Origin of the sequence: Serratia sp. C2(1) (genome assembly GCF_036352655.1) — a bacterium.
In the GTDB taxonomy this organism is placed as follows: Bacteria; Pseudomonadota; Gammaproteobacteria; order Enterobacterales; family Enterobacteriaceae; genus Serratia; species Serratia inhibens.
Genome location: NZ_JAZFBA010000002.1, coordinates 19,896 through 42,103, shown reverse-complemented (window position 1 = coordinate 42,103; position 22,208 = coordinate 19,896). Strand labels below are relative to the sequence as shown.

The 22,208-nt window shown below is 55.3% G+C and carries 22 protein-coding genes and 1 tRNA gene; 13 read left to right on the top strand and 10 right to left on the bottom strand.

All coding sequences use genetic code 11. The annotated features are described in order from the left end of the window. The first annotated feature begins 2 nt into the window (after positions 1–2). A complete protein-coding gene (gene mscM, locus V2S86_RS15705; RefSeq protein WP_330763242.1) occupies positions 3–3,350 on the top strand; it encodes a miniconductance mechanosensitive channel MscM in 3,348 nt (1,115 codons plus the stop codon). Between the two features lie 68 nt (positions 3,351–3,418). Here the strand turns inward: mscM and epmA are convergent, their stop codons facing one another. Further along, on the bottom strand, positions 3,419–4,396 hold the full coding sequence (gene epmA, locus V2S86_RS15700) for an elongation factor P--(R)-beta-lysine ligase (RefSeq protein ID WP_330763241.1): 978 nt from the start codon (positions 4,394–4,396) through the stop codon (positions 3,419–3,421). A 385-nt stretch (positions 4,397–4,781) separates the two neighbouring features. On the opposite strand from epmA, the gene frdA reads away from it, so the two are divergent. The 5 genes from frdA (at position 4,782) to blc (ending at position 8,704) form a co-directional block, all read left to right on the top strand. Continuing rightward, on the top strand, positions 4,782–6,578 hold the full coding sequence (gene frdA, locus V2S86_RS15695) for a fumarate reductase (quinol) flavoprotein subunit (RefSeq protein WP_330763240.1): 1,797 nt from the start codon (positions 4,782–4,784) through the stop codon (positions 6,576–6,578). After that, positions 6,571–7,305: a succinate dehydrogenase/fumarate reductase iron-sulfur subunit gene (locus tag V2S86_RS15690; RefSeq protein ID WP_330763239.1), complete on the top strand. Its 735-nt coding sequence runs from the start codon at positions 6,571–6,573 to the stop codon at positions 7,303–7,305. The genes frdA and V2S86_RS15690 overlap by 8 nt, the downstream gene beginning before the upstream one ends. 14 nt (positions 7,306–7,319) lie before the next feature. Further along, complete coding sequence (gene frdC, locus V2S86_RS15685; RefSeq protein WP_330763238.1) at positions 7,320–7,712, top strand: fumarate reductase subunit FrdC; 393 nt, start codon at positions 7,320–7,322, stop codon at positions 7,710–7,712. A 12-nt stretch (positions 7,713–7,724) separates the two neighbouring features. Continuing rightward, a complete protein-coding gene (frdD, locus tag V2S86_RS15680; RefSeq protein ID WP_004952659.1) occupies positions 7,725–8,084 on the top strand; it encodes a fumarate reductase subunit FrdD in 360 nt (119 codons plus the stop codon). Between the two features lie 86 nt (positions 8,085–8,170). Further along, on the top strand, positions 8,171–8,704 hold the full coding sequence (gene blc, locus V2S86_RS15675) for an outer membrane lipoprotein Blc (RefSeq protein ID WP_004952656.1): 534 nt from the start codon (positions 8,171–8,173) through the stop codon (positions 8,702–8,704). Here blc and sugE read toward each other — a convergent pair. The 4 genes from sugE to efp all read right to left on the bottom strand — a co-directional run bounded on the left by sugE (position 8,698) and on the right by efp (position 10,242). Further along, positions 8,698–9,015: a quaternary ammonium compound efflux SMR transporter SugE gene (sugE, locus tag V2S86_RS15670; protein ID WP_006322027.1), complete on the bottom strand. Its 318-nt coding sequence runs from the start codon at positions 9,013–9,015 to the stop codon at positions 8,698–8,700. The genes blc and sugE overlap by 7 nt on opposite strands. Positions 9,016–9,218: 203 nt before the next feature. Next, complete coding sequence (locus V2S86_RS15665; RefSeq protein ID WP_006323187.1) at positions 9,219–9,350, bottom strand: entericidin A/B family lipoprotein; 132 nt, start codon at positions 9,348–9,350, stop codon at positions 9,219–9,221. A 122-nt stretch (positions 9,351–9,472) separates the two neighbouring features. After that, complete coding sequence (locus tag V2S86_RS15660) at positions 9,473–9,604, bottom strand: entericidin A/B family lipoprotein (protein WP_061800517.1); 132 nt, start codon at positions 9,602–9,604, stop codon at positions 9,473–9,475. A 71-nt stretch (positions 9,605–9,675) separates the two neighbouring features. Next, entirely contained in the window at positions 9,676–10,242 is a 567-nt protein-coding gene (gene efp / locus V2S86_RS15655) for an elongation factor P (protein ID WP_004952647.1), read from the bottom strand. Positions 10,243–10,285: 43 nt separating this feature from the next. On the opposite strand from efp, the gene epmB reads away from it, so the two are divergent. Beyond that, positions 10,286–11,314 (top strand): EF-P beta-lysylation protein EpmB, encoded by a 1,029-nt coding sequence (epmB, locus tag V2S86_RS15650; RefSeq protein WP_330763237.1) that lies wholly within the window; start codon positions 10,286–10,288, stop codon positions 11,312–11,314. Between the two features lie 79 nt (positions 11,315–11,393). Here epmB and V2S86_RS15645 read toward each other — a convergent pair whose 3' ends face one another. The 4 genes from V2S86_RS15645 to V2S86_RS15630 all read right to left on the bottom strand — a co-directional run bounded on the left by V2S86_RS15645 (position 11,394) and on the right by V2S86_RS15630 (position 14,651). Then, complete coding sequence (locus tag V2S86_RS15645; RefSeq protein WP_006322050.1) at positions 11,394–11,738, bottom strand: DUF4156 domain-containing protein; 345 nt, start codon at positions 11,736–11,738, stop codon at positions 11,394–11,396. 246 nt (positions 11,739–11,984) lie between these two features. Then, on the bottom strand, positions 11,985–13,631 hold the full coding sequence (gene groL / locus V2S86_RS15640; protein ID WP_004952637.1) for a chaperonin GroEL: 1,647 nt from the start codon (positions 13,629–13,631) through the stop codon (positions 11,985–11,987). A 50-nt stretch (positions 13,632–13,681) separates the two neighbouring features. After that, a complete protein-coding gene (locus V2S86_RS15635; protein WP_004952634.1) occupies positions 13,682–13,975 on the bottom strand; it encodes a co-chaperone GroES in 294 nt (97 codons plus the stop codon). A gap of 184 nt (positions 13,976–14,159) precedes the next feature. Beyond that, on the bottom strand, positions 14,160–14,651 hold the full coding sequence (locus tag V2S86_RS15630; protein WP_330763236.1) for an FxsA family protein: 492 nt from the start codon (positions 14,649–14,651) through the stop codon (positions 14,160–14,162). A gap of 345 nt (positions 14,652–14,996) precedes the next feature. On the opposite strand from V2S86_RS15630, the gene aspA reads away from it, so the two are divergent. The 6 genes from aspA (at position 14,997) to V2S86_RS15600 (ending at position 20,967) form a co-directional block, all read left to right on the top strand. Next, positions 14,997–16,433, top strand: coding sequence for an aspartate ammonia-lyase (gene aspA, locus V2S86_RS15625; RefSeq protein ID WP_330763235.1), 1,437 nt, complete (start codon positions 14,997–14,999; stop codon positions 16,431–16,433). Between the two features lie 250 nt (positions 16,434–16,683). Next, entirely contained in the window at positions 16,684–17,985 is a 1,302-nt protein-coding gene (locus tag V2S86_RS15620; protein WP_330763234.1) for an anaerobic C4-dicarboxylate transporter, read from the top strand. Positions 17,986–18,109: 124 nt separating this feature from the next. Next, positions 18,110–18,433 carry a divalent cation tolerance protein CutA gene (gene cutA, locus V2S86_RS15615; RefSeq protein WP_330763233.1) on the top strand — a complete coding sequence of 108 codons (324 nt, stop codon included), beginning with the start codon at positions 18,110–18,112 and terminating at the stop codon, positions 18,431–18,433. Continuing rightward, positions 18,409–20,115, top strand: a complete 1,707-nt coding sequence (locus V2S86_RS15610; protein ID WP_330763232.1) for a protein-disulfide reductase DsbD — start codon at positions 18,409–18,411, stop codon at positions 20,113–20,115. The genes cutA and V2S86_RS15610 overlap by 25 nt, the downstream gene beginning before the upstream one ends. A 40-nt stretch (positions 20,116–20,155) precedes the next feature. Further along, complete coding sequence (dicD, locus tag V2S86_RS15605; RefSeq protein ID WP_006322075.1) at positions 20,156–20,731, top strand: division control transcriptional repressor DicD; 576 nt, start codon at positions 20,156–20,158, stop codon at positions 20,729–20,731. A gap of 160 nt (positions 20,732–20,891) precedes the next feature. Further along, positions 20,892–20,967 (top strand) — tRNA-Phe (locus V2S86_RS15600). Positions 20,968–21,159: 192 nt separating this feature from the next. Here V2S86_RS15600 and V2S86_RS15595 read toward each other — a convergent pair. Beyond that, positions 21,160–22,191 (bottom strand): tyrosine-type recombinase/integrase, encoded by a 1,032-nt coding sequence (locus V2S86_RS15595; protein ID WP_330763231.1) that lies wholly within the window; start codon positions 22,189–22,191, stop codon positions 21,160–21,162. Between the last annotated feature and the right edge of the window lie 17 nt (positions 22,192–22,208).

Sequence of the window (22,208 nt, the reverse complement as noted above, 5' to 3'; positions counted from 1 at the left end):
CCGTGCGCCTGATTATCACGTTACTGCTCGGTTGTTTACTGTCTCAACCGGTGCTGGCCGCCACGGTGCCCACAGAGGCTCAGCTCAAGCAGGAGCTGAAGCAGGCAGAGAGCAGCAAAAACGCGCCTAATCAGGCGGAAACCACCGAGGCGCTGCAAAGTGCCCTCAACTGGCTGTCGGAGCGCCAGGAGTCGTTGACGCGCTCCGAACAGTATCAACGGGTGATCGACGATTTCCCTAAGATGACGCAGGAATTGCGCCGTCAGCTGACGCTGGAAGACAACAAAATCCTGCCGAATGGCGATAATCTGCCGGCCAGCGATCTGGAGCAACAAATCCTCCAGACCAGCAGCCTGTTGCTGGAACAGGCGCGTCTGCTGCAGCAAGAACAGGATCGCACGCGGGAGATCAGCGATTCGCTCGGCCAATTGCCGCAACAACAGACCGATGCACGCCGCTCGTTGACCGAAGTGCAGCGTCGTCTGCAAGCTCAGCCCGCCAACCCTACCACTCCGCACGCCCAGGCGGCTCTGGCGTTGTTGCAGACGGAAGCCGCGGCGCGCAAAGCCAAGGTGGATGAACTGGAACTGGCGCAACTGTCGGCCAATAACCGGCAGGAGTTGGCGCGGATGCGCGCCGACGTGTACAAGAAACGCCACGAGAAGATCGACGTCCAGCTGCAAGCCCTGCGCAACAACCTTAACGCCCAGCGACAACGTGAAGCTGAACTGGCGTTGGAAAAAACCGAGCAGTTGGCGGAGCAAAACGGCGATCTGCCGAAAAGCATCAGCCAACAGCTGCAAATCAACCGTGAACTGTCCGCCGCCCTGAACAATCAGGCGCAGCGTATGGATCTGATCTCATCTCAACAACGCCAGGCCGCCGCGCAAACGCTGCAAGTGCGCCAAGCGCTCAGTACCATTATCGAACAGGCCCAGTGGCTCGGCTCGTCGTCGGCGCTGGGGGAAACCCTGCGTGCCCAGGTGGCAACGCTGCCGGAAATGCCAAAACCGCAGCAGTTGGATGGCGATATGGCCCAGTTGCGCGTACAACGCCTGCAGTTTGAAAGCCAACTGGAGAAGCTTTCCCAGCGTGAGTTCAAACGTGACGACGGTAGCGAGCTGACCAGCGCAGAGCGGCGCATCGTTGAAGCCCAACTGCGCACCCAGCGCGAGTTGCTGAATTCGCTGCTTTCCGGCTGCGACACCCAGATCCTCGAACTGACCAAGCTGAAAGTAGCCAACACCCAATTGATTGAGGCGTTGAACGAGATCAAGGACGCCACCCACCGCTATCTGTTCTGGGTACCGGACGTCAACCCGATCACCCTGTCCTATCCGATTAACGTGGCACAGGATCTGACACGCTTATTGTCGCTGGATACGTTGGCGCAGCTGGGGGGGGCCTTCATGATGATGGTGACCAGCAAAGAAACGTTGATCCCGATTTTCGGCGCCCTGCTGCTGGTGATTTTCAGCATCAGCTCACGCAGGCACTATCACGCCTTCCTGGCGCGCGCCAACAGCCGGGTCGGCAAGGTGACGCAGGACGAGTTCTTCCTGACGATGCGCACCGTATTCTGGTCGATTCTGGTGGCGTTGCCGCTGCCGGTACTGTGGGCAGCGCTCGGTTTTGGCCTGCAAAGCGCCTGGAACTATCCGGTCGCCGAGGCGATTGGCAAGGGGGTCACCGCCACGTTGCCGATCCTGTGGATCTGTATGATCTGCGCCGCCTTCGCTCATCCGCAAGGGCTGTTTATCGTGCACTTCCGCTGGCCGGTGAAACAGGTTTCACGCGCCATGCGTTACTACAAGATGTCGATCTGGCTGATCGTGCCGCTGATCATGGCATTGATCACTTTCGACAGCCTGAAAGAACGCGAGTTTGCCAACACGCTGGGGCGGCTGTGCTTTATCCTGCTTTGTCTGGCGCTGGCCATCGTCACCAAAAGCCTTAAGCGAGCCGGTATTCCGCTGTATCTGGACAAGAAAGGCTCCGGCGAGAATATGGTCAACACCGCGCTGTGGGGGCTGCTGCTGTCGGCGCCGCTGCTGGCCGCGCTGGCCTCAGCCGTCGGTTACCTGACCACCTCGCAGGCGCTGCTGGCAAGGTTGGAAACCTCGGTGGCGATCTGGTTCTTCCTGTTGGTGGTTTACCATATTATTCGCCGCTGGATGTTAATCCAACGGCGGCGCATCGCCTTCGACCGCGCCAAACAGCGCCGTGCCGATATCCTGGCCCAGCGTGCCCGTGGCGAAGAAGAAACGCCGCATACGCCAAACAGCACCGAAGGATCGATGGATGTGGATGACTCTGAGATCGATCTGGACACCATCAGCGCCCAGTCTCTGCGGCTGGTTCGTTCGATCCTGACGATGATCGCGCTGGTATCGGTGATCGTGCTGTGGTCGGAGATCCATTCCGCCTTCGCCTTCCTGGAAAATATCTCCCTGTGGGACGTAACCTCGACGGTCAACGGGGTGGAAACGGCGCATCCGATCACATTGGGCGCGGTATTGATCGCCATTTTGGTGCTGATCGTCACCATGCAGTTGGTCCGTAATCTGCCGGCGCTACTGGAACTGGCGGTGTTGCAGCACCTTGATCTGACGCCAGGCACCGGCTACGCCATCACCACCATTACCAAGTATCTGCTGTTGCTGTTCGGCGCCATCCTCAGTTTTTCCTGGATCGGCATCGAATGGTCGAAACTGCAGTGGGTAGTCACCGCGCTCAGCGTGGGGTTGGGCTTCGGCATGCAGGAGATTTTCTCCAACTTCATCTCCGGCCTGATCATTTTGTTCGAGAAGCCGATTCGCATTGGCGATACGGTGACGATCCGTAACCTGACCGGCACCGTCACCAAGATCAACACCCGCGCCACCACCATTTCTGACTGGGATCGCAAAGAGATCATCGTGCCGAACAAGGCGTTCATCACCGAGCAGTTCGTCAACTGGTCGCTGTCGGACAACCTGACCCGTGTGGTGTTGACGGTACCGGCACCGGGCGATGCCAACAGCGAAGAGGTGACCAAGATCCTTCTCAACGCCGCCGAGCGCTGCGCGCTGGTGCTGGATACCCCGGCACCGGAAGTTTATCTGGTCGACCTGCAACAGGGTATTCAGATCTTCGAGATGCGCATCTATGCGGCCGAAATGGGCCATCGCATGCCATTGCGCCACGAGATCCATCAGTTGATTCTGGCCGGCTACCGCGAACACGGCATTACCCTGCCATACCCGCCATTCCAGGTGCGCAGCGAAACGCTGTCACGCTTGACCAGCAATGGCCGCACTCCGCCGTCCACACCGGCGCCCAACACCAAACGCGAATCAGGCAGCTTGTAAGCGCATAATGAAAAAAGGGTTCGGCACTGGCCGAACCCTTTTGTTTTCACGATAGCGCAAGTTAGCGGTTACGCGCGCCCTACCGGGAAGGCCAACACTTCGCTCAGGCTGTCGGCGCCCAATGCCAGCATGACCAGCCGATCAACCCCTAACGCCACGCCGGAACATTCCGGCATACCGTGCTGCAAGGCGTCCAGCAGGTTGTTATCGATAGGATGCTGCGGCAAACCGCGCTCCGCACGTTTGCGGTTATCCTGATCAAAACGCTGGCGCTGTTCGCGGCTGTCGGTCAGCTCGCGGAAGCCATTCGCCAGTTCGATACCCTTGAAATACACCTCAAAACGCTCCGCCACGCGGTGATCTTCGGTGCTGATCTCCGCCAATGCCGCCTGGCTGGCCGGGAAGTGATAAACGAACGCCGGCTTGTCACGCCCAATGTGCGGCTCAACGCCGACGGTGAACAGCAGTTGCAACAGCGTATCGCGGTCTTCTTCAGTATCGGCAATGTTGCTCAGATCAAGCTTGGCCGCCGCTTCACGCAGTTGCGCTTTCTCTGCCGACAGCGGATCGATATCCAGATGACGCAGGAAAGCCTGCTGATAGGACAAGGTTTCCGCACTGTCGCAATCCAGCACCTGCTGGAGCAAATCATCCACCTCATTCATCAGCCGGTACATGTCGTAATGTGGGCGGTACCACTCCAGCATGGTGAATTCCGGGTTGTGATGGCGACCGGCCTCTTCATTACGGAAACTGCGCCCCATCTGATAGATCGGGCCGCTACCCGCCGCCAGCAACCGCTTCATGTGATATTCCGGGCTGGTCATCATGTACAGCGTCAGGCCATCCGCCGCCCCCGGGCCGACAAAACGCGTCTGAAACGGGAACAGGTGGATATCGGTAACCGTCGCCTGGCTCATGGTTGGCGTCTCAACTTCCAATACGCCACGATCGGCGAAGAAACGCCGGATCTCAGTCAGGATCGCTGCGCGTTTCAACAAATTGGCGATAGGTGCACTTGGCTGCCAGCTTGCCGTTTCGCTCATGGTAATTACTCCGAAATCAAACAGGGGATGCAGTCTACTCGTATCCAGGCATGCAAACAAATTCTTAACAGCCGGGCGCCTTTGACGGTGGAAATTCCTCATAAACGAGTAGCAATAAGGTTAATAAAAGGTGAATAAACGTTAAATATCCCTTGAAGGCACTCATTCTTCCAGCCAATAGCTAAAAGACAAAACAATCGATCACATCAAATTTCTTCTACTTAACTTTAGGTATAGTTAATTCCACATAATTGGTGGGAGATATCTACCCTCAGTCTTTATGCAATACCAATCGGTTCAATTAGTTAGTGTCCGAAGCGTTTTTATAAATATTAAGCATAGATATTTAATTTGCCGTTCTTAACAAGAATATTGGAGGAATGCAGTGCAAACCTTTAACGCCGATCTTGCCATTATTGGGGCCGGGGGGGCTGGTTTACGTGCAGCAATAGCCGCAACGGAAGCCAACCCTCAACTGAAAATCGCCCTGATTTCCAAAGTCTATCCGATGCGCAGCCATACGGTGGCCGCCGAAGGGGGCTCCGCCGCCGTCACTCAGGATCATGATAGCTTCGATTACCATTTCCACGACACCGTTGCCGGTGGCGACTGGTTGTGCGAGCAGGACGTGGTCGATCATTTCGTCCACAACTGCCCGCGTGAGATGGCTCAGCTTGAACAATGGGGCTGCCCGTGGAGCCGTAAACCGGACGGATCGGTCAACGTGCGCCGCTTTGGCGGCATGAAGATTGAACGTACCTGGTTCGCCGCCGACAAAACCGGCTTCCATATGCTGCACACCCTGTTCCAGACCTCGCTCAAATATCCGCAAATCCAGCGTTTCGACGAACACTTCGTGCTGGACATTCTGGTGGATGACGGTCAGGTCCGTGGCCTGGTGGCGATGAACATGATGGAAGGCACCCGCGTGCAGATCCGCGCCAATGCGGTGGTCATGGCTACCGGCGGTGCCGGGCGCGTATACCGCTACAACACCAACGGCGGCATCGTCACCGGTGATGGCATGGGCATGGCGTTCCACCACGGCATTCCGCTGCGTGATATGGAGTTCGTCCAGTATCACCCCACCGGCCTGCCGGGCTCCGGTATCCTGATGACCGAAGGTTGCCGTGGCGAAGGCGGCATTCTGGTGAACAAGGACGGCTATCGTTATCTGCAAGATTACGGCATGGGTCCGGAAACGCCGCTGGGCGAACCGAAAAACAAATATATGGAACTCGGTCCGCGCGACAAGGTTTCGCAGGCCTTCTGGCACGAATGGCGCGCCGGACGTACCATCCCCACCCCGCGCGGCGACGTGGTCTATCTGGATCTGCGTCACCTGGGAGAAAAGAAACTGCTGGAACGCCTGCCGTTCATCTGTGAGCTGGCGAAGGCTTACGTTGGCGTCGATCCGGTGAAAGAGCCGATCCCGGTGCGCCCGACCGCGCACTACACCATGGGCGGCATTGAAACCGATCAGAACTGTGAAACCCGCATTAAAGGGCTGTTCGCCGTCGGCGAATGCTCTTCCGTCGGTCTGCACGGCGCCAACCGCCTCGGCTCTAACTCGCTGGCGGAACTGGTAGTGTTCGGCCGCGTAGCCGGGGAGAACGCCGCCCGTCGCGCGCTGGAAAGCAGCCCGGCCAATGGGAGCGCGCTGGATGCTCAAGGCCGTGATATCGAAGCCAGGTTGAGCAACCTGATGAAGCAGGAAGGCAACGAAAACTGGTCAAAAATCCGCGATGAAATGGGCCTGTCGATGGAAGAAGGCTGCGGCATCTACCGCACGCCGGAGCTGATGCAAAAGACCATCGATAAGCTGGCAGAGCTGAAAGAGCGCTTCAAGCGCGTCAAAATCACCGACAGATCCAGCGTGTTCAATACCGATCTTTTGTACACCATCGAACTGGGCTACGGACTGGACGTGGCGGAATGCATGGCGCACTCCGCCTTCAACCGCAAAGAATCGCGTGGCGCACACCAACGCCTGGACGAAGGCTGTACCGAACGCGACGACGTCAATTTCCTGAAACATACGCTGACTTTCCATAACCCGAAAGGCGCACCGCGGCTGGAATACAGCGACGTGAAGATCACCAAACTGCCACCGGCCAAACGTGTGTACGGCGCTGAAGCCGAAGCGCAGGATAAAAAGGACAAGGAGCAGGCAAATGGCTGAGATGAACACCCTGAAAATCGAGGTCATGCGCTATAACCCGGAACGCGACGCCGCGCCGCATTTCGAGACTTTTGCGGTGCCTTATGACGAGCAAACCTCGCTGCTCGATGCGTTGGGCTACATCAAGGATAACCTGGCGCCCGACCTTTCCTACCGCTGGTCATGCCGTATGGCGATCTGCGGTTCGTGCGGCATGATGGTTAATCGGGTGCCGAAACTGGCCTGCAAAACCTTCCTGCGCGAATACACCGGCGGCATGAAGGTGGAAGCACTGGGCAACTTCCCGATCGAGCGCGATTTGGTGGTCGATATGACCCACTTTATCGAAAGTCTGGAGGCGATTAAGCCCTATATCATCGGCAACAACCGCAAGCCGGAAGATGGCCCTAACCTGCAGACCCCGGCGCAAATGGCCAAATACCACCAGTTTTCCGGCTGCATCAATTGCGGTCTGTGCTATGCCGCCTGTCCGCAGTTCGGTCTGAACCCGGAATTTATCGGCCCGGCGGCGATCACCCTGGCGCACCGTTATAACCTGGATAACCGCGATCACGGCCAGAAGCAGCGTATGGCGCAACTCAACGGTCAGAACGGCGTCTGGAGCTGTACCTTCGTCGGGTACTGCTCTGAAGTGTGTCCAAAGCACGTCGACCCGGCCGCTGCCATCCAGCAGGGCAAGGTGGAAAGCGCCAAAGACTTCATGATCGCCATGCTGAAGCCGCAATAAGGGAGAAAACCGCAATGACAACACAACGTAAGCCTTATGTGCGCACCATGACGCCGACCTGGTGGCAAAAGCTCGGTTTCTACCGCTTCTATATGCTGCGTGAAAGCACCTCTGTACCGGCGGTGTGGTTCAGTATCGTGCTGATTTACGGCGTTTTTGCACTGAAAGGCGGGGCTGATAGCTGGGCCGGGTTCGTCGGTTTTCTGCAAAACCCGCTGGTGCTGCTGATTAACGTTATCGCCCTGCTGGCGGCGCTGCTGCATACCAAAACCTGGTTCGATCTGGCGCCCAAAGCCGCCAATATCGTGGTCAACAACGAGAAAATGGGGCCTGGGCCGATAGTGAAAGCACTGTGGGCGGTGACGCTGATCGCCAGCGCGATCATTCTGGCCGTAGCCTTGGTGTAACCCGGAGGAAATATGATAAATCAAACACCTAAACGCTCCGACGAACCGGTTTTCTGGGGGCTATTCGGTGCAGGCGGCATGTGGGGAGCCATTGTCGCGCCCGCCATCGTGCTGCTGGTCGGCATTCTGCTGCCGCTGGGCCTGTTCCCCGGCGACGCGCTGGGCTATGACCGCGTGCTGGCATTTTGCCAAAGCCTGATCGGCCGCCTGTTCTTGCTGCTGATGATTATCCTGCCGCTGTGGTGCGGTTTGCACCGCATCCACCATGCGATGCACGATTTGAAAATTCACGTGCCGGCCGGTAAATGGGTGTTCTATGGCCTGGCGGCCATCCTCAGCGTGGTGACTCTGATTGGGGTAGTCACTCTGTAAGCCCCTTGGCGGCCAGCCCCCGTTGGCCGCCAACCTTCGCTTTCGGCTACACTGTTTATCTGAGCCCGGTAATACAGGAGTAACCAATGCGTTTATGGTCAAAGCTTTGCGTGATTTTTTCCGCCCTTCTTTCCGTCGCTTGCAGCGTCACGCCCCCCAAAGACGTCAAGGTAGTGACCCCCTTCAATAGCAAAGGCTATCTGGGCACCTGGTATGAAATCGCCCGTCTCGATCACCGCTTTGAGCGTGGCCTGCAACAGGTAACCGCCAACTACAGTCCACGGGCTGACGGTGGCCTGAAGGTGATCAACCGCGGCTTTAATGTGCAAAAACAGCAATGGCAAGAAAGCGAAGGCAAAGCCTATTTTATAGGTTCACCGCAGGTAGCTGCTCTGAAGGTTTCGTTCTTCGGCCCCTTTTATGGCGGCTATAACGTGATCGAACTGGATGCGGAATATCGTTACGCGCTGGTCTGCGGTCCTAACCGAGATTATTTATGGATCCTGTCGCGCACGCCAACATTGGACGCCACCTCGCGCGACAGGCTGGTGCAAACCGCCAAGAGTTACGGGTTTGCTACCGATAAACTAATCTGGGTGCAACAAGCCACGACTCAGTGACTGCTGAATTTCAGCCCAAGTATGCCGACAACAATCAGGCACAGGCTGAGAATACGCGCGATATTGGTCGATTCGCCAAGCAGCACCATTCCCATAATCGCCGCCCCTACCGCGCCGATGCCGGTCCAGACAGCATAAGCCGTGCCGGCAGGCAGCGTTTTCATGGCATGCGCCAACAACAGCATGCTGACCACCATGGCGGCGACAGTGATAATGCTGGGCGTCAGGCGGGTAAAACCCTGGGTGTATTTCAGGCCGATAGCCCATACCACTTCGAGCAAACCGGCAATAAGCAGAATAATCCAAGCCATGAACAGGCTCCGTTACGATGGGGTCGTCCCCGGAAGCTGATGCGTAAACAGGTCGTCCCGTTTAGCTTTGTGAAAAATGCCTGGGAATTATACCTGCCGCTGGGCAGGATAGCAGCACACAAAGGAGGGGTTTGCCAAGCTTTAGGGGTGAAGCGGTATCCCACGGTGGGGCTGTTTACGTGGAATACCACAAAAAAAGCAGGTTATTCTGCACTGCGCTGGATGGCTTCCCCGCCGGCCTGCACGTCTTTACCTACGCCTTTGGTGGTGTTGCATGCGGTCAATGAGGTCAGGATCATCAAAGAGAAAATCGCGATAATACTTTTCTTCAGCATATGAAAGTCCTTATTTGTCAGTGATGAAAAAGTACGGCTTTCTAAGTTTAGTAAATATTAACGAGAGTTGCTGTTTAAAACGCGTTTATTTTGCACAATTACATTATTGAAATTAATGTTTTCTAACTGGCCGTCCGCGAAATAGCGCCGCCGAGGTGCTGAACATCCTCACCGAAACCGCGGAAAGTATTACAACCGCTAAGGGACGCAAGTAACAACAGGGAGATCACGGCCAACAGAGTTTTTTTCATCATGCTGAGTCTGCCAACGATATGCGCAAGGGGATAAAGCAAAGGAGCCACTCAGGGCTCCTTTGTTTGGAAACTTATTTTACGCGTGAAACGTATTCGCCAGAGCGGGTATCAACACGGACAACTTCGCCAATCTGTACGAACAATGGCACTTTTACCACGGCGCCAGTGCTCAGGGTCGCAGGCTTGCCGCCGGTACCGGCAGTATCGCCTTTCAGACCAGGATCGGTATCAGTGATTTCTGCTTCGATAAAGTTCGGTGGCTGAACGGCGATTGGGCGGCCATCCCACAGCGTGACGATACATTCCGCATTATCTTGCAGCCATTTTGCCGCGTCAGAAACGGTTTTTTCTTCAACACCGTGTTGCTCGAAAGTCTCAGGGTGCATGAAGTGGTAGAACTCACCGTCGTTGTACAGGTAGTTCATGTTGGTATCTACAACGTCTGCGCCTTCGCAAGAGTCGGTAGATTTAAAGGTTTTTTCTACGCGGCTGCCGGTCAGCAGACGGCGCATTTTAACGCGCGCAAACGCCTGGCCTTTGCCCGGTTTAACGAACTCGCTGGATTCGATGGCATAAGGCTCGCCTTCGAACATGATTTTAAGACCCGGACGGAAATCGTTGCTAGAATAAGTCGCCATGATGGCCCCTCTGAATATTTAAACTGGTAGCTTAGCCAAAAAAATGGCACACATTATAACCCAAAATACGGCATATAGAGAAGATTGGTTGCATCAACTCGCCGATGTTATTACCGATCCTGATGAATTACTGCAGCTTTTATCACTGAATACGCATCCGGACCTGCCGCAAGGCCGCGAGGCCCGTCGATTGTTCGCGCTACGCGTCCCTCGCGCCTTCGCAGCGCGTATGCGCCCCGGCGATGCCAACGACCCGCTGCTGCGCCAGGTGCTGACCGCCAGCGAAGAATTCATCAATGCGCCCGGCTTCACTACCGATCCGCTGGACGAACAGCGCAGCGTGGTGCCAGGTCTGCTGCATAAATACCGTAATCGCGCTCTGCTGCTGGTCAAGGGTGGCTGTGCGGTCAACTGCCGCTACTGCTTCCGCCGCCATTTTCCGTATCAGGATAACCAGGGCAACAAGGCCAACTGGCGTCAGGCGCTCGATTATATCCGCCAACACCCGGAACTGGATGAGATTATTTTCTCCGGCGGCGATCCGCTGATGGCGAAAGACAGCGAACTCGACTGGCTGATCGGCGAGTTGGAAGCCATTGCGCACCTGAAACGCCTGCGCATCCACACCCGCCTGCCGGTAGTGATCCCCGCGCGCATTACGCCGGAGCTGTGCCGTCGGCTGTCCGCTTCGCGCCTGCAGGTGCTGATGGTGACGCACATCAACCACGCCAATGAAATTGACCGTGAATTGCAGATGGCGATGGCGCAACTGCGTCTGGCAGGCGTTACGTTGCTGAACCAGAGCGTGCTGCTGCGCGGTATCAATGACAACGCCGACACGCTGGCGACGCTGAGCAACGCGCTGTTTGACGCCGGCATTCTGCCCTATTACATCCACGTACTGGATAAGGTTCAGGGCGCGGCGCACTTTATGGTCAGCGACGACGAAGCGCGTACTATTATGCAGGCGCTGCTGAGCAAGGTTTCAGGCTACATGGTGCCGCGTCTGACGCGAGAGGTCGGCGGCAAACCAAGCAAAACCCCCCTCGATTTGCATCTGATGCAAAGCTGATCGACCGCCCGTTCCAGAAACAAAAAGAGGCATGCCTGGGCATGCCTCTTTTTTATGTTATACCCTGCTCATTACTGCGTTACGGGCACTTGTAAACCTGGCCAATCATTTTGCTGTCCAGCGGAGCAAAGCTTGAAAGCAGGTTCTGCGTCGGGCTGGTGGCGCCATAGATAACATTGCCACCCATCGCCGCTGCCTTGTTACGCAGATCGTTTGCCGCGCCGCGCATAGAGCTGCCTTCGCCGCCGTTACCGGACAACCAATTGCTCTGGGTGCCGGTCACTTCGCCCACCAGCTGGCATTCAGCCGCCGGCTTGGTGTCGGTAAATTTAACCTGCTGGCCTGCGGCGGACAGTTCGTTGGTGCTGCTGCAACCTGCCAGCAGCATAGCTGCCGAAAGACCCAGTAAGGCTTTAATCCGCATCTTGTTCCCCATATGATATTGAGAATTCTGCACAAGCTTATCAGAAAGCGTTGCTATCTCTTAAGCATCCGTTGCCACGGGTACCGGGTCAACGCCTTGAGCGACAGCTGATGAAATATCAGTTTACCAGCTAAATCACCCCGGGCTGCAAAAATATCATCAAATACAGTGCGGCAAAGAGCACAGAATAAAAAAACCCCGGCCAATTGACCGGGGTTCTCAGCACACAGACAGTGTGGGGGATGATTACATCATGCCGCCCATACCACCCATGCCGCCCATACCGCCAGCGCCGCCTAAATCAGGCGCATCGCTTTTCGGCAGGTCGGTCACCATGCATTCGGTGGTGATCATCAGGCCAGCCACAGAAGCCGCGTACTGCAGAGCAGAACGGGTTACTTTGGTTGGATCCAGGATACCCATCGCGATCATGTCGCCGTATTCTTCGGTCGCTGCGTTGTAACCGTAGTTACCTTCGCCCGCTTTCACGGTGTTGGCAACAACAGATGGCTCTTCGCCGCAGTTCAGAACGATTTGACGCAGTGGTGATTCCATTGCGCGCAGCGCAACTTTGATACCCACGTTCTGATCTTCGTTCACGCCACGCAGATCGCTCAGTTTGGACGCTGCGCGAATCAGCGCAACACCACCACCAGCAACTACGCCTTCTTCTACCGCAGCACGGGTTGCGTGCAGGGCATCTTCAACGCGAGCTTTCTTCTCTTTCATTTCAACTTCGGTAGCAGCACCGACTTTGATTACCGCAACGCCGCCAGCCAGTTTAGCTACGCGCTCTTGCAGTTTTTCGCGGTCGTAATCAGAAGTTGCTTCTTCGATCTGCTGACGAATCTGGGACACACGGCCCTGGATCGCAGGTTCTTCACCATTGCCATCGATGATGATAGTGGTGTCTTTGTTGATAACGATACGTTTAGCCGTACCCAGGTCTTCCAGAGTCGCTTTTTCCAGCTCCAGACCGATCTCTTCAGAGATCACGGTACCGCCAGTCAGGGTAGCGATATCCTGCAGCATGGCTTTACGACGGTCGCCGAAACCAGGTGCTTTAACCGCAGCCACTTTCACGATGCCGCGCATGGTGTTGACTACCAGGGTAGCCAGAGCTTCGCCTTCAACATCTTCAGCGATGATCAGCAGTGGCTTGCCGGCTTTCGCCACGGCTTCCAGTACTGGCAGCATTTCACGGATGTTGGAGATTTTCTTGTCAGCCAGCAGGATGAACGGGCTTTCCAGCTCGATAGAACCGGTTTCCGGCTTGTTGATGAAGTAAGGAGACAGGTAACCGCGGTCGAACTGCATACCTTCAACGACGTCCAGTTCGTCTTGCAGGCCAGTGCCTTCTTCAACGGTGATAACGCCTTCTTTGCCCACTTTCTCCATGGCTTCTGCAATCAGTTTACCCACGGTTTCGTCGGAGTTTGCAGAGATGGTGCCTACCTGAGCGATAGCTTTGGAGTCAGAGCAAGGTACGGACAGTTTTTTAAGCTCTTCAACGGCTGCGATAACAGCCTTGTCGATACCGCGCTTCAGATCCATCGGGTTCATGCCGGCGGCTACTGCTTTCAGGCCTTCGGTGATGATGGATTGAGCCAGTACGGTTGCAGTGGTGGTGCCGTCGCCCGCAGCGTCGTTCGCTTTGGAAGCCACTTCTTTCACCATCTGCGCACCCATGTTTTCAAACTTGTCTTCCAGTTCGATTTCACGGGCAACGGATACGCCATCTTTAGTGATGGTTGGAGCGCCGAAGGATTTATCCAGCACTACGTTACGGCCTTTCGGGCCCAGGGTCACTTTTACTGCATCAGCGAGAACATTCACGCCGCGGAGCATTTTCACGCGAGCGTCATTGCCGAATTTTACGTCTTTAGCTGCCATTGGTATTTCCCTTCAACTCGTTTCGTTCAGTTCAGAAAGATAAAGCGTAATTACGCTTCAACAATTGCCAGAATGTCGCTTTCGGACATGATCAACACTTCTTCATTGTCGATCTTCTCTGCTTTCACGCCGTAGCCGTCGTTGAAAATCACGATATCGCCAACTTTCACATCCAGCGGTTGGATGTTGCCGCTTTCCAGAACACGCCCTTTACCCACTGCCACAACTTCACCACGAGTAGATTTACCCGCTGCAGAGCCAGTCAGAACGATGCCGCCAGCAGATTTTGATTCAACTTCTTTGCGCTTGACGATAACGCGGTCATGCAATGGACGAATACTCATTGAACGCTCTCCTGTAAGAAGGTTTCTATCAGACTTAGGGTTGTCACCGGATTGTTATTACCGGCCTCGTGGGATTTGAAATGGGGGCATTCCATCCCCCTTCAAGGGCCCGGCCAAAAAAATTTTCGCTTTTGAGGGCAATCCAGAGGGGCAAATGTGAAAAACGCGGCCGGAGCCGCGTTTTTTAACGATCGTTACGCCGGTCATGATCATCCGGCTGATTTCCCAACGTATAACGATCGTCGTCCTTACGTTGAAACTCGCCATCGAAGGTGTTGCCGTTGGCGGCATCGCCGCCCTGGCTCCAACCGCCGGGACGGTACACCGAAAGGTGTGGCATCAGTTTCAGCGTCAGCGATTTCTGCACCGGCGGCAGCAGCAGCAACAGGCCAAGGAAATCGGTGAAGAACCCCGGCACCAACAGCAAGAAGCCCGCCAGCACCAGTGATACGCTTTTCACCATTTCCGCAGCCGGGCTTTCACCTGCGGCCAGTTTCTGTTGCATTTGCACGAAGGTTTTCATGCCCTGGTTGCGCACCAACGAGATACCGACGCAGGAAGTGAACACCACCAGCAACAGGGTTATCGCCACGCCCAATACGGCGGCGACCTTGATAAAGAGAGATATTTCGATGTAAGCCAACAGAAATATCAGCAGTAACGGTAACCAGCGCACCTGGTTCTCCTATAGTCGCGGCGCGTTCCCGCAGGGTGGCGGCAACGCGAAAAAGGGGGCCGGTAAACGGCCGACATGATTACAATGGGGTCATCCCGCCGCCATTTCAACCAAAGGCCTTTTTTTATTGCTAAAGTTAACAAACGTGAATGAGATCACAGAACGGGAAAAGCGTGATTCCAGAAGGCTCAGAAGGTGATCTGGATTCCGTCATTTATTACTAACCAGCATATGATCTGGGCTGCTATGGGCGCTGTGGTTAATCGTTTCGCGCCTGAAGCCTTCGGCAACATGATTTGGTTATCAGACAAATAATAACTTCGGCAGCAACTAAAGAAGGTTCTCATGTCAAACAACATTCGTATCGAAGAAGACCTGTTAGGAACACGTGAAGTCCCCGCAGAAGCCTATTACGGTGTTCATACCCTGCGTGCGATTGAAAACTTCTATATCAGCAACAGCAAAATCAGCGATGTGCCCGAGTTTGTCCGTGGCATGGTGATGGTAAAAAAAGCCGCAGCGCTGGCAAATAAAGAGCTAAAAACCATTCCGCGCAAAATCGCCGATATCATCATCCAGGCCTGTGACGAAGTGTTGGATAAAGGCAAATGCATGGACCAGTTCCCGGTCGACGTGTTCCAGGGCGGCGCAGGTACCTCGCTGAACATGAACACCAACGAAGTGCTGGCGAATATCGGTCTGGAACTGATGGGCCATCAGAAAGGCGAATATCAATATCTGAACCCTAACGATCACCTGAATAAATGCCAGTCCACCAACGACGCCTATCCTACCGGTTTCCGCATCGCGGTATACGCCTCCAACCAGAAACTGATCGACGCTATCAACCAGTTGCGTGAAGGTTTTGATCGTAAAGCGAAAGAGTTCGAAACCATTCTGAAAATGGGGCGCACCCAGTTGCAGGATGCCGTACCTATGACCCTGGGTCAGGAATTCCACGCGTTCAGCGTGCTGCTGAAAGAAGAAACCCGTAACCTGCATCGCACGGCAGAACTGCTGCTGGAAGTGAATCTGGGTGCTACGGCGATTGGTACTGCGCTGAACACGCCGGAAGGCTACCAGCACCTGGCGGTGCAAAAACTGGCGGAAGTCAGCAACCTGCCGGTAGTGCCGGCCGAAGACCTGATTGAAGCCACCTCCGACTGCGGCGCCTATGTGATGGTACACAGCGCGTTGAAACGTCTGGCGGTAAAACTGTCCAAGATTTGCAACGACTTGCGCCTGTTATCCTCAGGCCCGCGCGCCGGCCTGAACGAAATCAACCTGCCGGAATTGCAGGCGGGCTCCTCCATCATGCCGGCCAAGGTGAACCCGGTGATACCGGAAGTGGTCAATCAGGTGTGTTTCAAGGTGATTGGCAACGATACTTGCGTTACCATGGCCGCCGAAGCGGGCCAGCTGCAGTTGAACGTCATGGAGCCGGTGATTGGTCAGGCGATGTTCGAGTCAATCCAGATCCTGACCAACGCCTGCTATAACCTGCTGGAAAAATGCATTAACGGCATTACCGCGAATAAAGAAGTGTGCGAGCACTACGTGTTCAACTCTATCGGTATCGTCACCTATCTGAACCCGTTCATTGGCCACCACAACGGTGACATCGTCGGGAAGATCTGCGCCGAAACCGGTAAAAGCGTACGCGAAGTGGTGCTGGAACGCGGCCTGCTGACCGAAGCCGAGCTGGATGACATCTTCTCCGTGGAGAACCTGATGCACCCGGCCTATAAAGCCAAACGCTATACGGATGAAAATGAACAATAACAGACACACCCGGTAGCCCTAAAAGGCACGCTAAATCCTCTGGATAGCGTGCCTTTTTACTTTCTGTCGCCCACAAATTTTTAACTTTTTATTTTCAATTTACACCCAAAATAATTGGAGCTGCATCAAGGCGGCAAGAGGGTGAATCCCCAGGAGCTTACTCAAGTAAGTGACTGGGGTGAGCACTGGCAGCCAACGCAGATGCGGCTTCAAGGATGACGGGGACATCTCATTTTAAGGAGTAGACACTATGTTAGCCGTAGAATTGGTTATCGTTCTGCTGGCCATTTTTTTAGGGGCCAGATTGGGCGGTATCGGTATCGGGTTTGCAGGCGGGTTGGGGGTTTTGGTCCTCGCGCTGATTGGCGTTAAGCCGGGCAGCATTCCTTTCGACGTTATTTCCATCATCATGGCGGTGATTGCCGCGATCTCGGCCATGCAGGTGGCCGGCGGGATGGATTATCTGGTCCAGCAAACCGAAAAGCTGCTGCGCAAGAACCCCAAGCACATCACTATTCTGGCGCCGATCGTCACCTATTTCCTGACCATCTTCGCCGGCACCGGCAATATCTCGCTCTCTGCGCTACCGGTCATCGCCGAAGTGGCGAAAGAACAGGGCATCAAGCCTTGCCGACCGCTGTCCACCGCCGTAGTGGCGGCGCAAATTGCCATTACCGCCTCCCCGATCTCCGCCGCCGTGGTGTACATGTCTTCGGTGATGGAAGGCCACGGCGTCAGCTATCTGCATATGCTGATGGTGGTGATGCCTTCGACCTTCTGCGCCGTGCTGCTGATGTCGTTGCTGGTGTCCTGGCTGTTCGATTCCAAACTGTCTAACGATCCGGTTTACCTGAAACGCCTGGAAGAAGGCCTGATCACCCTGCGCGGCAACAAGGCGATAGACATTAAACCACGCGCCAAAGCCTCGGTGCTGCTGTTCCTGCTGGGGGTGGTCTGCGTGGTGGCCTATGCCATCATCAACAGCCCGGGCCTCGGGCTGGTGGCAAAACCCCTGATGAACACCACCAATGCCATTTTGATCATCATGCTGAGCGTCGCTACCCTGACCACGCTGCTGTGCCGGGTCGACACCGATATGGTGCTCAACTCCAGCACCTTTAAAGCCGGTATGAGCGCCTGTATCTGTATTCTGGGCGTGGCCTGGTTGGGCGATACCTTCGTGCAGGCCAACATTGACTGGATCAAAGAAACCGCAGGTGCGGTGATCCAATCTCACCCATGGCTGCTGGCGGTGATTTTCTTCTTCTGTTCGGCGCTGTTGTACTCGCAGGCCGCCACCGCCAAGGCGCTGATGCCTATGGCGCTGGCGTTGAACGTCTCGCCGCTGACCGCCATCGCGTCCTTCGCCGCCGTTTCCGGCCTGTTTATTCTGCCCACTTACCCAACGCTGGTCGCGGCGGTGCAGATGGACGATACCGGCACCACGCGCATCGGGCGTTTCGTGTTTAACCACCCGTTCTTTATCCCCGGCACCATCGGGGTAGTATTGGCGGTGCTGTTCGGCTTCCTGCTGGGCAGCGTGCTGTTGTAATGTTTTTACCGGGGCTGCGGCCCCGGTTTCCCCTTTCGTCCCCCCGTTGGCGATAAACTCGCCTTCTAGCCAACTCGCCTTCAAGGTATAGTGCCCACTGATAATCTGGATGAGAGGGCCGAAAATGTCTGATTGCGAAGCTGTCGTCATACTCTGCACTGCGCCCGATGAGGCCACCGCACAAGACCTGGCTGCCCGGGTTTTGGGGGAAAAGCTGGCAGCCTGCGCCACATTGCTGCCCGGCGTGACATCGCTCTATTACTGGGAAGGGAAACTGGAACAGGAATACGAAGTGCAGATGTTGTTCAAAAGCGACCGCCACCATCAAGACGCCCTGCTCGACACCCTGAAACAACATCACCCGTATCAAACGCCCGAGCTGTTGGTGCTGCCGGTGATGGCTGGAGATAAAGACTACCTGTTATGGATCAACGCCTCATTAAAGTAATATTCCTGCTCTGCAGCCTGTTTTTTTTGCCGCAAGTGGCTCAGGCATCCTTATTCGGCCAAAGCGGCGGCAGCCAGTTCGTGCCTGTCGATCAGGCATTCGCCTTTGACTTTAAGCAACAGGATCACCAACTGGCCCTGAGCTGGCAAATCCGCCCCGGTTACTACCTCTATCGTCAACAGATCAAGCTGGTGCCGCAGCAGGCAACGCTAGGCACCTTTGAATTGCCCGAAGGACTGAGCCATAAGGATGAGTTCTTCGGTGAAGTCGCTATTTTCAAGCAACAGCTCGCGCTGAAAATTCCACTGCAACAGGCGGCCAACGGCGCCAGCCTGAGCGTAACCTATCAGGGCTGCGCGGAAGCCGGTTTCTGTTATCCGCCTGAAACGCGAGTGATCCCACTGGATGCGGTGAGCGCCGCCGCAGCGCCGCCTGTTGACGTGCCAGCGGAACCCGTGCCAGCCAACCTGCCGTTTTCGCCGCTTTGGGCCTTGTTGATCGGTATTGGCATTGCCTTCACTCCCTGCGTGCTGCCGATGTACCCGCTGATTTCGGGCATCATTCTGGGCCGCGAAAAACCGCACAGTAGCGGGCGCATTCTGGCGCTGGCGGTGGTTTACGTACAGGGCATGGCACTAACCTATACCCTGCTCGGCCTGGTCGTCGCGGCCGCCGGGTTGCAGTTCCAGGCGGCATTACAGCATCCGTACGTGCTGATCGGCCTGTCGGTGCTGTTTATCGCGCTGGCGCTGTCGATGTTTGGCCTGTATTCGCTGCAACTGCCTTCTTCGTTGCAAACGCGGCTGGCGGGCTGGAGCAACACCCAAAAGGGCGGCTCGCTGCCCGGCGTGTTCCTGATGGGCGCGCTGGCCGGGTTAATTTGCTCTCCCTGCACCACCGCGCCGCTGAGCGCCATCCTGCTTTACATCGCCCAGAGCGGCAATATGTGGGCCGGCGGCGGCACTTTATATCTCTACGCGTTGGGAATGGGCATCCCGCTGGTGCTGGTAACCCTGTTCGGCAATCGCCTGCTGCCCCGCAGCGGGCCGTGGATGCAGTATGTAAAAGAAGCCTTCGGCTTTGTGATCCTGGCGCTGCCGGTATTCTTGTTGGAACGGGTGCTCGGCGACCTGTGGGGGCTGCGGATGTGGAGCCTGCTCGGCCTGACGTTCTTCGGTTGGGCGTTAGTCCTGAGCCTGAAAACTTCACGCAGTTGGGCGCGCGTATTGCAAATGTTGCTGCTGGCGGCGGCGGTGATCGCCGCCAGGCCGCTGCAGGATTGGGCCTTTGGCACCGACAATGCACAGCAAGCTGCGGTGCCGCACCTGAACTTCGCGCGGATTAATAACGTCGAACAACTCAACCTGGCACTGCAGCAGGCACAAGGCAAGCCGGTGATGCTGGATCTGTACGCCGACTGGTGCGTCGCTTGCAAGGAGTTCGAGAAATATACTTTCAGCGACGCGGCGGTTCAGGCTAAGCTGGCTAACGTGGTATTACTACAGGCAGACGTCACCGCCAACAATGCCGAACACGTGGCGCTGCTCAAGCACCTGCAGGTGCTCGGATTGCCGACCATTCTGTTCTTTAACGGCGCCGGGCAAGAGCTGACGGCCCAACGGGTAACCGGATTTATGGATGCGCCGACGTTTGGCGCGCATTTGCAGAAAGTGGTGCAGTAAACGACACTGTGGATCAGAACTGAATTTGGAGGGAGCACAAGTGCAACGTGAACACGTTCTTGATACGGCACTGGGGCTGTTGGAACAACAGGGCCTGGCGACCACCACGCTGGAAATGCTGGCGGACAAACTCGAGGTGCAGCCCAGCGATCTCAAACGGTTTTGGCCGGATCGCGAAGCGCTGCTGTATGACAGCCTGCGTTACCACGGCCAGCAAATCGACACCTGGCGCCGCCAACTGCTGCTGGATGAAACCCTGAGCCCGCAGCAAAAACTGCTGGCGCGCTATGACATTTTGGCCGAATACGTCCAGCACGATCGTTATCCCGGTTGCCTGTTTATCGCTGCCTGCAGCTTCTTCCCGGAAACGGATCACCCGATACATCAATTGGCGGAGCAGCAAAAGCTGACATCGCTGGAGCTGACCCGCGACCTGTTGCGCCAAATGGACGCCGACGACGCCGATATGGTGGCGCAGCAAATGGAACTGATTCAGGAAGGTTGCCTGAGCAAACTGCTGGTAAAACGCCAACTCCAGGATGTATCCGTCGCCAAACGGCTGGCGGAAGATATCTTGCAGGTGGCGCAGTGCCGCAGAAACGGCGCTTTAGGCTGATTGAACGGCATAAGGCTCGGCTGCCGAAGCACTTTCGCAACCAAAACGGGCGTACTTTTGCGCGCCTTGCCTGAAAAGTCAGCAACCGAATGCTTTTTCAGGTATTTCACGCATAAAGCCGTTGACGGCCCCCGGCCAATACGGTTTAATGCTGCGCGTTGCCCGGATAGCTCAGTCGGTAGAGCAGGGGATTGAAAATCCCCGTGTCCTTGGTTCGATTCCGAGTCCGGGCACCACTAATTCTGCATCAATGCACACTGGTTAAAGGATGAGAACTTTAACGGGTGGTTAATACGGAATCGACTTGTCAAATAGGTGGTTAAGCAACCCTTTACCACTACGACGTTGTAAGTTGAATTCCTCAAGAAGGATGCCTGTGTTCACGCATAGGCGTCCTTTTCTCGATCACTGGTGATATTCACAGCAAGTTATGCCTGTGTCAAGCTTTGTAAGCTTCTCGTCGCAGTGATATCCGTATGTAAAACAAGCTCCTGTTCAAGTGCTTTCCCCGCTACTTCCATATCCAATTCGATATATTCCATAGTTGTGCTTACGTTACGGTGGCCCAGTAGATCCTTCACCAGTTTTAGATTTCTGTCCGGGGATTTCATCAGCTCCGTGGCAAGCGTGTGACGAAAACGGTGAGAGGAAATATCGAAGCCACTTTCCCTGGACAAGCGGCGATAAAAGCTACGGAACGACTGCAGAACATTTTTCTCGTCATAGATGTAATGAACATGACGTGAGCTGGTGAATCGTTTGACGTCAAAAAGCAGGTCATGCTGGCTAGCACCGCGCTCTGTTGCGCGCATAATGAGCAGCTTTATTCGCTCTCTTAATTGACGAACCAGAGGCACTTTCCACTCTCGATGTGTTTTGCTGCCTTCAAGCCGAAGCTCGATCCAGCCTTGCTCAAGGTTCACATCTCTCAGTCTGATATGGACCATCTGATTGTTACGCATACCGGTATATCGAAATGTGTCCAATACCGTCATCCAGAACCAGGTCGGATAGAGTGCGCACTTTCCACCTTTCACTGGTTTTCTCTCTTTCTCCCTCTGTTCATACTGCTGCATCACGAGGTAAAGGCGGGTCAATTGAGACTTCGTCAGTATTCGTTTTTTCTTAGTGTCAGACCGTACGACCGTTCCATTAAAAGGGTTCTCAGTATGTTGAACCAAAGATTTTTTGATACCCAGGTTAAATATTGCCCGCAGGTGAGCCACCTTATTATTCCAGGTATGTACCGAAAGATGTCTCTCCTTTAGCAGATGACGGCGCCAAAGCAACACATCCCTTTGCGTCACCATGGCTGGAGTAATTGTTCCCCCCATAAAACGCGTAAACGTTAAGGCTACTTTCCTATAACTCCATTCCGTTGCAGAACGAAGTTGCTTAGTAAAGAAATATTCCTCGAGCAGAAACTCCCACTCGTCGTGCATTTTTTCTCCGGTTTTCATTTTATAACCTCGAATTA

Coding starts and splice junctions, on each gene's coding strand:
- epmA (WP_330763241.1), bottom strand. CDS start 4,396: ATGAGCGAAACGGCAAGCTGGCAGCCAAGTGCACCTATCGCCAATTTG.
- V2S86_RS15690 (WP_330763239.1), top strand. CDS start 6,571: ATGGCTGAGATGAACACCCTGAAAATCGAGGTCATGCGCTATAACCCG.
- frdC (WP_330763238.1), top strand. CDS start 7,320: ATGACAACACAACGTAAGCCTTATGTGCGCACCATGACGCCGACCTGG.
- frdD (WP_004952659.1), top strand. CDS start 7,725: ATGATAAATCAAACACCTAAACGCTCCGACGAACCGGTTTTCTGGGGG.
- blc (WP_004952656.1), top strand. CDS start 8,171: ATGCGTTTATGGTCAAAGCTTTGCGTGATTTTTTCCGCCCTTCTTTCC.
- sugE (WP_006322027.1), bottom strand. CDS start 9,015: ATGGCTTGGATTATTCTGCTTATTGCCGGTTTGCTCGAAGTGGTATGG.
- V2S86_RS15665 (WP_006323187.1), bottom strand. CDS start 9,350: ATGCTGAAGAAAAGTATTATCGCGATTTTCTCTTTGATGATCCTGACC.
- V2S86_RS15660 (WP_061800517.1), bottom strand. CDS start 9,604: ATGATGAAAAAAACTCTGTTGGCCGTGATCTCCCTGTTGTTACTTGCG.
- efp (WP_004952647.1), bottom strand. CDS start 10,242: ATGGCGACTTATTCTAGCAACGATTTCCGTCCGGGTCTTAAAATCATG.
- epmB (WP_330763237.1), top strand. CDS start 10,286: ATGGCACACATTATAACCCAAAATACGGCATATAGAGAAGATTGGTTG.
- V2S86_RS15645 (WP_006322050.1), bottom strand. CDS start 11,738: ATGCGGATTAAAGCCTTACTGGGTCTTTCGGCAGCTATGCTGCTGGCA.
- groL (WP_004952637.1), bottom strand. CDS start 13,631: ATGGCAGCTAAAGACGTAAAATTCGGCAATGACGCTCGCGTGAAAATG.
- V2S86_RS15635 (WP_004952634.1), bottom strand. CDS start 13,975: ATGAGTATTCGTCCATTGCATGACCGCGTTATCGTCAAGCGCAAAGAA.
- aspA (WP_330763235.1), top strand. CDS start 14,997: ATGTCAAACAACATTCGTATCGAAGAAGACCTGTTAGGAACACGTGAA.
- V2S86_RS15620 (WP_330763234.1), top strand. CDS start 16,684: ATGTTAGCCGTAGAATTGGTTATCGTTCTGCTGGCCATTTTTTTAGGG.
- cutA (WP_330763233.1), top strand. CDS start 18,110: ATGTCTGATTGCGAAGCTGTCGTCATACTCTGCACTGCGCCCGATGAG.
- V2S86_RS15610 (WP_330763232.1), top strand. CDS start 18,409: ATGGATCAACGCCTCATTAAAGTAATATTCCTGCTCTGCAGCCTGTTT.
- V2S86_RS15595 (WP_330763231.1), bottom strand. CDS start 22,191: ATGAAAACCGGAGAAAAAATGCACGACGAGTGGGAGTTTCTGCTCGAG.